Origin of the sequence: Paracoccus haematequi, from assembly GCF_900631945.1 — a bacterium.
Taxonomy (GTDB): domain Bacteria; phylum Pseudomonadota; class Alphaproteobacteria; order Rhodobacterales; family Rhodobacteraceae; genus Paracoccus; species Paracoccus haematequi_A.
The window spans coordinates 129,187-136,082 of the sequence record NZ_UZWE01000033.1; the positions used below are offsets into that span (position 1 = coordinate 129,187).

General features: G+C 67.5%; 12 protein-coding genes. 1 reads left to right on the forward strand and 11 read right to left on the reverse strand.

The annotated features are described in order from the left end of the window. Nucleotides 1-9: 9 nt before the first annotated feature. From PARHAE_RS12225 to PARHAE_RS12275, 11 genes are all read right to left on the reverse strand, one after another. Nucleotides 10-435 carry a hypothetical protein gene (locus PARHAE_RS12225; RefSeq protein ID WP_126154894.1) on the reverse strand — a complete coding sequence of 142 codons (426 nt, stop codon included), beginning with the start codon at nt 433-435 and terminating at the stop codon, nt 10-12. Next, the gene (locus PARHAE_RS12230) at nt 432-1,439 is read right to left on the reverse strand and encodes a hypothetical protein (protein WP_126154895.1); all 1,008 of its coding nucleotides are present in this window, start codon (nt 1,437-1,439) and stop codon (nt 432-434) included. Before PARHAE_RS12230 ends, PARHAE_RS12225 begins: the two co-directional genes overlap by 4 nt. After that, complete coding sequence (locus PARHAE_RS12235; protein WP_126154896.1) at nt 1,439-2,155, reverse strand: phage tail protein I; 717 nt, start codon at nt 2,153-2,155, stop codon at nt 1,439-1,441. The genes PARHAE_RS12230 and PARHAE_RS12235 overlap by 1 nt, the downstream gene beginning before the upstream one ends. Beyond that, on the reverse strand, nt 2,152-2,721 hold the full coding sequence (locus tag PARHAE_RS12240; protein WP_126154897.1) for a baseplate assembly protein: 570 nt from the start codon (nt 2,719-2,721) through the stop codon (nt 2,152-2,154). Before PARHAE_RS12240 ends, PARHAE_RS12235 begins: the two co-directional genes overlap by 4 nt. Further along, complete coding sequence (locus PARHAE_RS12245) at nt 2,646-3,038, reverse strand: baseplate J/gp47 family protein (RefSeq protein WP_126154898.1); 393 nt, start codon at nt 3,036-3,038, stop codon at nt 2,646-2,648. Before PARHAE_RS12245 ends, PARHAE_RS12240 begins: the two co-directional genes overlap by 76 nt. After that, a complete protein-coding gene (locus PARHAE_RS12250; protein WP_241232791.1) occupies nt 3,035-3,364 on the reverse strand; it encodes a GPW/gp25 family protein in 330 nt (109 codons plus the stop codon). Before PARHAE_RS12250 ends, PARHAE_RS12245 begins: the two co-directional genes overlap by 4 nt. A gap of 5 nt (nt 3,365-3,369) precedes the next feature. Then, a complete protein-coding gene (locus PARHAE_RS12255; protein ID WP_126154900.1) occupies nt 3,370-3,555 on the reverse strand; it encodes a hypothetical protein in 186 nt (61 codons plus the stop codon). Further along, complete coding sequence (locus PARHAE_RS12260; RefSeq protein WP_126154901.1) at nt 3,552-3,983, reverse strand: phage baseplate assembly protein V; 432 nt, start codon at nt 3,981-3,983, stop codon at nt 3,552-3,554. The genes PARHAE_RS12255 and PARHAE_RS12260 overlap by 4 nt, the downstream gene beginning before the upstream one ends. Beyond that, the gene (locus PARHAE_RS12265) at nt 3,980-4,534 is read right to left on the reverse strand and encodes a hypothetical protein (protein WP_126154902.1); all 555 of its coding nucleotides are present in this window, start codon (nt 4,532-4,534) and stop codon (nt 3,980-3,982) included. The genes PARHAE_RS12260 and PARHAE_RS12265 overlap by 4 nt, the downstream gene beginning before the upstream one ends. After that, nucleotides 4,531-4,839, reverse strand: coding sequence for a phage virion morphogenesis protein (locus tag PARHAE_RS12270; protein WP_126154903.1), 309 nt, complete (start codon nt 4,837-4,839; stop codon nt 4,531-4,533). Before PARHAE_RS12270 ends, PARHAE_RS12265 begins: the two co-directional genes overlap by 4 nt. A 150-nt stretch (nt 4,840-4,989) precedes the next feature. After that, the gene (locus PARHAE_RS12275; protein WP_241232792.1) at nt 4,990-5,853 is read right to left on the reverse strand and encodes an N-acetylmuramoyl-L-alanine amidase; all 864 of its coding nucleotides are present in this window, start codon (nt 5,851-5,853) and stop codon (nt 4,990-4,992) included. 66 nt (nt 5,854-5,919) lie between these two features. On the opposite strand from PARHAE_RS12275, the gene PARHAE_RS12280 reads away from it, so the two are divergent. Continuing rightward, nucleotides 5,920-6,591, forward strand: coding sequence for an SOS response-associated peptidase (locus PARHAE_RS12280; protein ID WP_206436941.1), 672 nt, complete (start codon nt 5,920-5,922; stop codon nt 6,589-6,591). Nucleotides 6,592-6,896 lie beyond the last annotated feature (305 nt).

Below are 6,896 nucleotides of genomic sequence, written 5' to 3' on the forward strand. Positions count from 1 at the left end.
AGATGCTCCTCAAGCGAAAATCTTGGATGCTGCGATGAACAGGGCGTCGATGGCCTCGTCGTCGAGACCCATGATGACGCCCAGCCTGGCGATCGAGGGCGACAGGCGGCGCCACTCGGCCGCGCTGTCCCAAGCCTCGATCAGATCGGCATCGCCGCTGTCGCGGACGGCGGCTTCGGCGGCGTCGAAAAGTCCCGCCGCGCGCAATGCCGACCGCGCCTGGAAGCGGCTTGCCACCCAGGTGTCGCGCAGCGCCTCGATGCTGGCGGGCACCAGGCGCCAGGCGGGCGCATCGTCGGTGCCGTCGTTGATCAGGGCCGCGCCCGGCTCGATCGCCTCGTCATAGGCGGCGTGATGGGCGAGGATGCGGTCGTTCAGCGCCGTGTAGATGGCCCCGGTGGGCTGACCCTCGGCGGTCAGGACGGCGTAGATCATTTGTAGATCACTCCCGATGGGGTGGTGGTGTTAGTGGCGATCGAGGTGCCTCCGGTCGTCCCGGTCGCGACGATGGTGCCGCCCTGGGCCACGGCAATATCGGCGCTGCTGTCGGATGCACCTCGGCGACAGTTGGCGTTGTGAGCATTGACGCGCCCGGCCAGTGCGCAATAAATCCCGTTGCTCGCCGCGCCGGACAGGATTGCATCTTGGCAATCCACCGTGGCCCCCTTGTGGCAGAATACCCCCGCGCCGCCGGCCCCAGTGAGGATGGCGCTGATGACCGACGCCGATCCGCTAGCTGTGGCGCGCACAGCGTCCGACCCGGCGTTTCGGAAATCCGCCCCCAATGCGATGACAACGCCACCCTGTGACGCGATTAGGCCATAGCCCCCGGCGTTCTGGATGCCTGCACCCGGTGTGACTTGGGCGTTGCCGCCCATATAGGCCAGCAATCCGCAACGCCCGGTTGCCGTGCCCTCCGTCGACATCACGAACAGTGCTGCGATCTGCGGCAGCACACCGCCGTGGATCGCCGCAAAGGCAGGATAGCTGCCGTCGATGGCGATCGTCAGTGCCCCGCGCCGAATAATGACCGTGGGCTGATCGGCGATGATCCGAACCCAACCCAGATTGAGGCCACGCACGATCACCTGTTCGGCCAACTCGAAGCCGGCCAACAGGCGCACTGTGCCGATCACAGACTGCGCCCGCAGACGAGGCTGCATCAGCGACAGCACCTCCAGGGCCGCGCCAAGCGTTGCATGCTGCCCGCCCGGTCCAACCGTCAGTTCGATCGACACGTCCAGGCGCCGTTCCAGTTCGCGATTGTAGAGATGGCGCGTGCGCCAGGTCAGGGCCTGAATCGGCCAGTTCAGCAGCCCTTCATCGGCTACGGGGTTCGGCGGGCCGCCCGTCGGCCTCCACCCATTTTGCAACTCGGGCACCTTATCGACCCAGACGTCAGCCTCGCCGATCCCCGGAACGCTTGCCACATCAACCATTATTGCACCTCATAGTCGTAGCTGCTGCCCAGCCCGATATCGTCGCCGACCGTCCATTGGCCGTTGCCCAGCCCGAAATACGCGCCTGACAGCGCGATCCCCCGCAGCCGACATCGCGCCGGGGCGACAGACGCCAGTCGGTCGGCCAACTGGTCCGCGTCGGCGCGGCGGATCGCCACCGGCACCGCGATCCAGTAATCCGCCCAATGCGGATGGGCCGGGCCGATGGACCAACTGCCGATGACTGTCTGATCCTCGATCGCCAGGTCGCGATCGCCGCTGATCCGCAGGTCGCCCCGGCCGATGGTCACGCCCGCGCCGATCGCCCAGGCGTTGCGGATCGGCTCGCCCGCGATCCTGGCGCCGCCGATGATCAGGTCAGGATCGCCAATGCGTGGCAGATCCTTGTCCTCAGTAATCGTGGCAGTGCCATAGCCCTGCATCGCCAGGGCTTGACGGATAGACGGCAGCGTCCCCTTGATTCGGTGCAGGTCAACCGAGCGGCGCACGATCTCGCGGCGCTGCGCCTCGGGCCAGTCGGGATCCCACTCGTCCACCGACAGCGCCCAGGCCAGCCAGGGCAGATAGGCCGCGGGGATCCGGTCGGGATCCCACATCAGCCGCGCGGGCGTGTCGATCTCGCCCAGCCGCGCCATGGCCAGGGACAGGGCGCGTTCGAGCGGGGTGCAGTTCGGGGGCAGCAGGTGATCGGTCATGGCGCAGCACTCGCGGTGATGGCTATGCCCGTGGCGCGGGCAACGCCGGTCCGGCCGGGATCCACATCGCCCGCCGGGGCGGTCAGGGTGACGGCCTCGACGCCCGCCTGGTGCAGCCGGGCGATCAGCGCGCTGCGGCGCACCACGCGACCGACCGCGCGGGCCTCGTCAAGATACGCCGTGACGGCAGCCAGGGCGGCACCGCGCGCAACCTCGGCTCCGGGCGAGCCGGGCACCAGCAGGTGGGCGGTCACTGCAAAATCGGCAAACGCCGGTGCAGCGACAGCCACGTCGTCGCACAGCGGGCGGACATCCTCCATCACCGCTGCCACGGCCGACAGCAGGTCCGCCGTCGGCGTGCCGTCGCCGTCGTGCGCCAGGATCGTCACCAGCACCCGCCCCGGCGCCGGGCTGGTCACGCCCGCGTCGCGCACCCGACCGTCCGCGCTGAGCGCGTGATAGGTATAGCTGCCGATCGTCCCCGCGTTGGTCAGGCCCTCCAGGGACATCTGCGCCCGGCGGCGCAGGGCGGCGTCGGTCTCCAGCACCGCCGGCACAGGCGGCATGGCGTCGAGGTCCGCCTCGACGATGATCTGGCGCTGCCGCCCAGCATGGCCACCAGCCCGTCCAGGTCCGCGCCGGTGGCGGTCGCCAGCATCACCGCGCGCACGCTGTCGTTGACGCGGGCGCGCAGCAGCAGTTCGCGCATTGCACAGACCTGCAAGACCTTCAGGATCGCGCTGCTTTCGAGCTGCAGCTCGTCGGCCGCGTCGGGCAGCAGCGCGACCATGACCTGCTTCAGGGCACTCAGGATCGTCTCATAGTCCAGCACCTCGACGGCGTCCGGCAGCGGCAGGCTGGCAAGGTCGATGGGCGAGGTCACGCGGGCACCCCGATCCGCACGGTGAGGGCGCGCGTCGCCCCGTCGAACTGCCCTTCCAGGTCCAGTTCAAAATCCCCCGCAGATGCGGCCGACACCTGGACGCGAGACAGCCGGAAGCGCGGCTCCCATCGGTCCAGCGCCTCGGCCGTGGCGGCAAAGACATCGACGACGGTTTCGCCATTCATGGGCGCGTCGATCAGCTCGGGCAGGCTGGATCCATAGTCGCGCCGCATCACGCGGGTGCCCAGGGGCGTTGACAGGATGTCGGTGATCGACTGCGCCAGATGCGCGTCGCCATCGATCATCCGGCCGGTATGGCGCGACATGCCGATCATGCGTCGGTCTCGGACCTGGTCTTGGCACGGCGGGCCGGCTCGGCCGAGATTTTCGGCGCCGCCGATTCGACGGGTTCGTAACGGGCCTCCCGCTCGGTCAGGCTCACGATCTCGCCCGCCTTGGCCGGTCGCCCCGCGATCCAGGCGTCTTGCAATACAATATAGTCGCGCTGTCCGGTCATTCCGGTTTCCTCGTTTTGGATTGGCCCGTCTGGATGCCGCCGTGGACGTGCTCGACCAGCGATATCCCGGATGCGACGACATCGCCGGTCACCTCGATCGAGCCGTCGACGCGGATCATGCCCCCCGCCAGGGCAATCAGCGGGACGCCCGCGTCCGACGACGGCGCGTTGCCCGCGAAGATGCTGCACAGGATCACGCCCTGGGCGATATCGCCGCCGGGACAGCCGACAAGCACCTGTTCGCCGATCTCGGGCATCCACCAGAACGACAGCGCGCCCGCGCGCAGCTGGCCGACCGGCAGATCGGACGATCCCAGATCCCCGAAATCCACCCGCGCACGCGCTGTGCCCGGATTGACGCCGGCGATCTTGCCGATCAGCAGGATGTTGGCGGTGCGGCGGTCATTTTCGGCAGCGGAATAGCTCATGGCTGACCTCCGACCAGGTCGTAGTCGGCCTCGTGGGCCGCGCCGATCTCGGGCGCCCAGCCGACATACAGCCGGGGCGCGATCGGATCGGACTCGGGATGGGCGACAAGCGCCACCCGCAGCTTCCAGGTCACGGCCCAGAGTGCGATGCCCTCCTTCTGGACATCCGTGGTGATCAGCGAGTGCTCGGCCAGGTCCGAAACCTCGCCAACCCCCTCGACGGCCATGTCCAGGTCAGGGAGGCGCGTCAGCAGGGCCTGCGTGATCGCGGCCGCAGCGTCGTTGCGGCCAAGGCCCATCATGTCCTTGGTGACGACAAAGGCCGCGAGGTCCACCAGGTAATGGCGATGCGGCCCCGCCAGGGTCTGGTGAACCCGCGCGCCGAAGCGCGAGACCAGCACGGCGGGCGACTGGATCCCCAGCCGCTTGACCTCGGCCAGGTCGATCCGGCCGACGATGCCCTTGCAGGTGGCCAGATGGGGCAGCCAGGACTTCACCTGGTCGGCGGCCAGCTGCGGCAGCGCGGCCAGAAGATCGGGACGGACGGTCATTGCAGCAGCCCTTCAAGGCCGTCCACCACCAGCGCCTCGATCTCGCGGCGGTTCTCGCCGGACAGGCCCAGATAGGGCCGGGCGGGGATGTCGCCATCCTCGCTGCCCAGTTGGTGGACGCGCGCATAGACCAGGTTGGTGCCGACGATCGCGGCGTCGGCGGTGGAATGGTTGGCGATGCTCTCCATCAGGCCGGGATTGCCGACGCCGACCAGGAGCGAGTGACGCGCGGACCGGGTCGCGGCATAGGCCTTGGACCAGGGCGCCCAGGGCGCGCCATCGGGATCGGTCTTTTCGTCGGCGATGCGGGTCTTGGTCTAGGTCACCATCAGCTCGCCGATGGCGAAGACCAAGGTTTCCAGATCCTCGGCCGACAGGTCGCGGATGCGCTGGGTACCGGACAGATCGGGGGTGATTTCGACGCTGACGCCCGCCATCAGAAGTCCCTCATGGCGTCACGGGTGAACAGGCGCGGCGGACCGCCGGCCACGATCGGGCGCGGGCCTGACGCCTCGGGCGCGTCCGGGTCGACGGGCGCGTCGGGATCGGCCGGCAGGACCAGCGCGCATGTTCAGGCCGGATGCGGCCTTGATCCTGACAGTGTCGTCGGTCGGCCCCGGCACGGATGCGGCCTCGGCGGCCAGATCGGCGGGGTCATCACGGCCGAGGATTCGGGTGCGCAGTTGCTCCAGCGGGAAGAGCGGGTTTGTGTCGACCTTGCGGCCGCGCGAGACATACCAGTGGGTGCGGATGTCGTGCAGCGTGTGGATGGCTGCGAACAGCGCGGTCAGAAGCTGGTCGATGGCGTCGATCTGCTCGGCCGGATAGGACATCCAGGCCCCGGTCCCGTGTTCGGGTGTCGCCATGACCACGGTGTCGCCGGGACGTTCCCCCTGAAGGTTCTGCCCCCACCACGCGCGCCCGACATTCTGCTGACCGGCGACGGCGTCCATCCGGCCCGGATTGACGATCTCGGTCCCGATGGAAAAGGCGTTGCAGTCGGTCCGCCCGTGATAGCTGGACTTTCCCGCATGGCCCGCGCGCCGGTTGGTCGGCACCTGCTGCTCGATCGACCCGTCGCGCTCGACGATGAAATGGACCGAGGTGCCGCCGGGGCTGGTGCGCAGGTAATCTGCGCTGTTGCCCTTGGTCAGCCGCCCGGCGGTATCGTGCAGGATGACAAGCTCCGGGGTGATCTGCCCCCCGAAGGACCGCCGCGCGATAGGTCGCGCCTTCCAGCTTGTGATTCTTGATCCGCATGTCCGGTCTCCGCATCGGGAGACATCGCGATCCCGATCACGAGCGGGATTGCCATGCACAATAGCGCAGGGGCCGGGGGATGCAGTTTCGGGGGGATCGCCGTCAGTCGTCCCACAGCGGCAATGATGGCTGGTCGCCCAGGCCATATTCCTCGCGCATCTGCGTCCGAAGCTTGTGGACCCATTGCGACGTCACGCCGAAGGCGCGCGCAATATCATTGGCGGACTTCTTCGGATCGGGCCGGCAATCTTGAGCTGGGCAATGTCTATCCCGACAGGCCGGCCCCGATCATCCGCCACGATGCGGACACCGGCGGGCTGGAGTTGGTGATGGCTCGGTGGGGGATGCCGTCGCCGCCAGGCGCCCTAAAGACCGACCGCGATCCGGGCGTCACCAACGTCCGCAATCTCGGCTCGCCGCACTGGCACAGATGGCTGGGACCGGCCCACCGCTGCCTGGTCCCGCTGACCGCCTTTGCCGAGCCTCTCGGCGCCGGACGAGGCAACCAGTGGTTTACCCTGGCGGACGACCGGCCGGCATTCTTCGCCGGTATCGAGACGCGCGCTTGGCGCTCGATCCGCAAGGTCAAGGATGGCAAGACCGTGGATGATCTCTACGCATTTCTGACCTGCGCCCCCAATGCCGAGGTCAAGGCGGTGCATCCCAAGGCAATGCCCGTGATCCTGACCGATCCCAAGGATTGGGACACTTGGCTAAGCGCCCCGCTGGAGATCGCAGCCGGCCTTCAACGCCCTTTGGCGGATGGAGCGCTGCAGCTAATGGACAGCCTAGCTTAAGCGGCGGAGGCTGAAAAACGCGTCCCACTCTCAGCCGCAACTACAGAACTGCGGAATCAGGTTATTGCGTTGTTATCGTTTCTAAACTCTGCAAGCGGGGCGCACGACATGCTAGAGTCAGGACCTATAGATGACTGGGTTCCACGAGGAATAGGTGACTCGGTTTTTGCCACGAACTTGTCGAAAAAGAAATTCGGCGACGCGGAACTAGGGTGTGTTGACGTTCACCGGAGTCGGATGACGGTTGCGGCGAGAGCAATGAAGGCGCTGAAACTTTCATCAGTCTTGCAGCAGCGCATGGCGAT

Bases quoted from the DNA above. Each gene is read 5' to 3' on its own strand.
- PARHAE_RS12225 (WP_126154894.1), bottom strand. From the start codon at position 435: ATGATCTACGCCGTCCTGACCGCCGAGGGTCAGCCCACCGGGGCCATC.
- PARHAE_RS12230 (WP_126154895.1), bottom strand. From the start codon at position 1,439: ATGGTTGATGTGGCAAGCGTTCCGGGGATCGGCGAGGCTGACGTCTGG.
- PARHAE_RS12235 (WP_126154896.1), bottom strand. From the start codon at position 2,155: ATGACCGATCACCTGCTGCCCCCGAACTGCACCCCGCTCGAACGCGCC.
- PARHAE_RS12240 (WP_126154897.1), bottom strand. From the start codon at position 2,721: ATGCCGCCTGTGCCGGCGGTGCTGGAGACCGACGCCGCCCTGCGCCGC.
- PARHAE_RS12250 (WP_241232791.1), bottom strand. From the start codon at position 3,364: ATGTCGCGCCATACCGGCCGGATGATCGATGGCGACGCGCATCTGGCG.
- PARHAE_RS12255 (WP_126154900.1), bottom strand. From the start codon at position 3,555: ATGACCGGACAGCGCGACTATATTGTATTGCAAGACGCCTGGATCGCG.
- PARHAE_RS12260 (WP_126154901.1), bottom strand. From the start codon at position 3,983: ATGAGCTATTCCGCTGCCGAAAATGACCGCCGCACCGCCAACATCCTG.
- PARHAE_RS12265 (WP_126154902.1), bottom strand. From the start codon at position 4,534: ATGACCGTCCGTCCCGATCTTCTGGCCGCGCTGCCGCAGCTGGCCGCC.
- PARHAE_RS12280 (WP_206436941.1), top strand. From the start codon at position 5,920: ATGGCTGGTCGCCCAGGCCATATTCCTCGCGCATCTGCGTCCGAAGCT.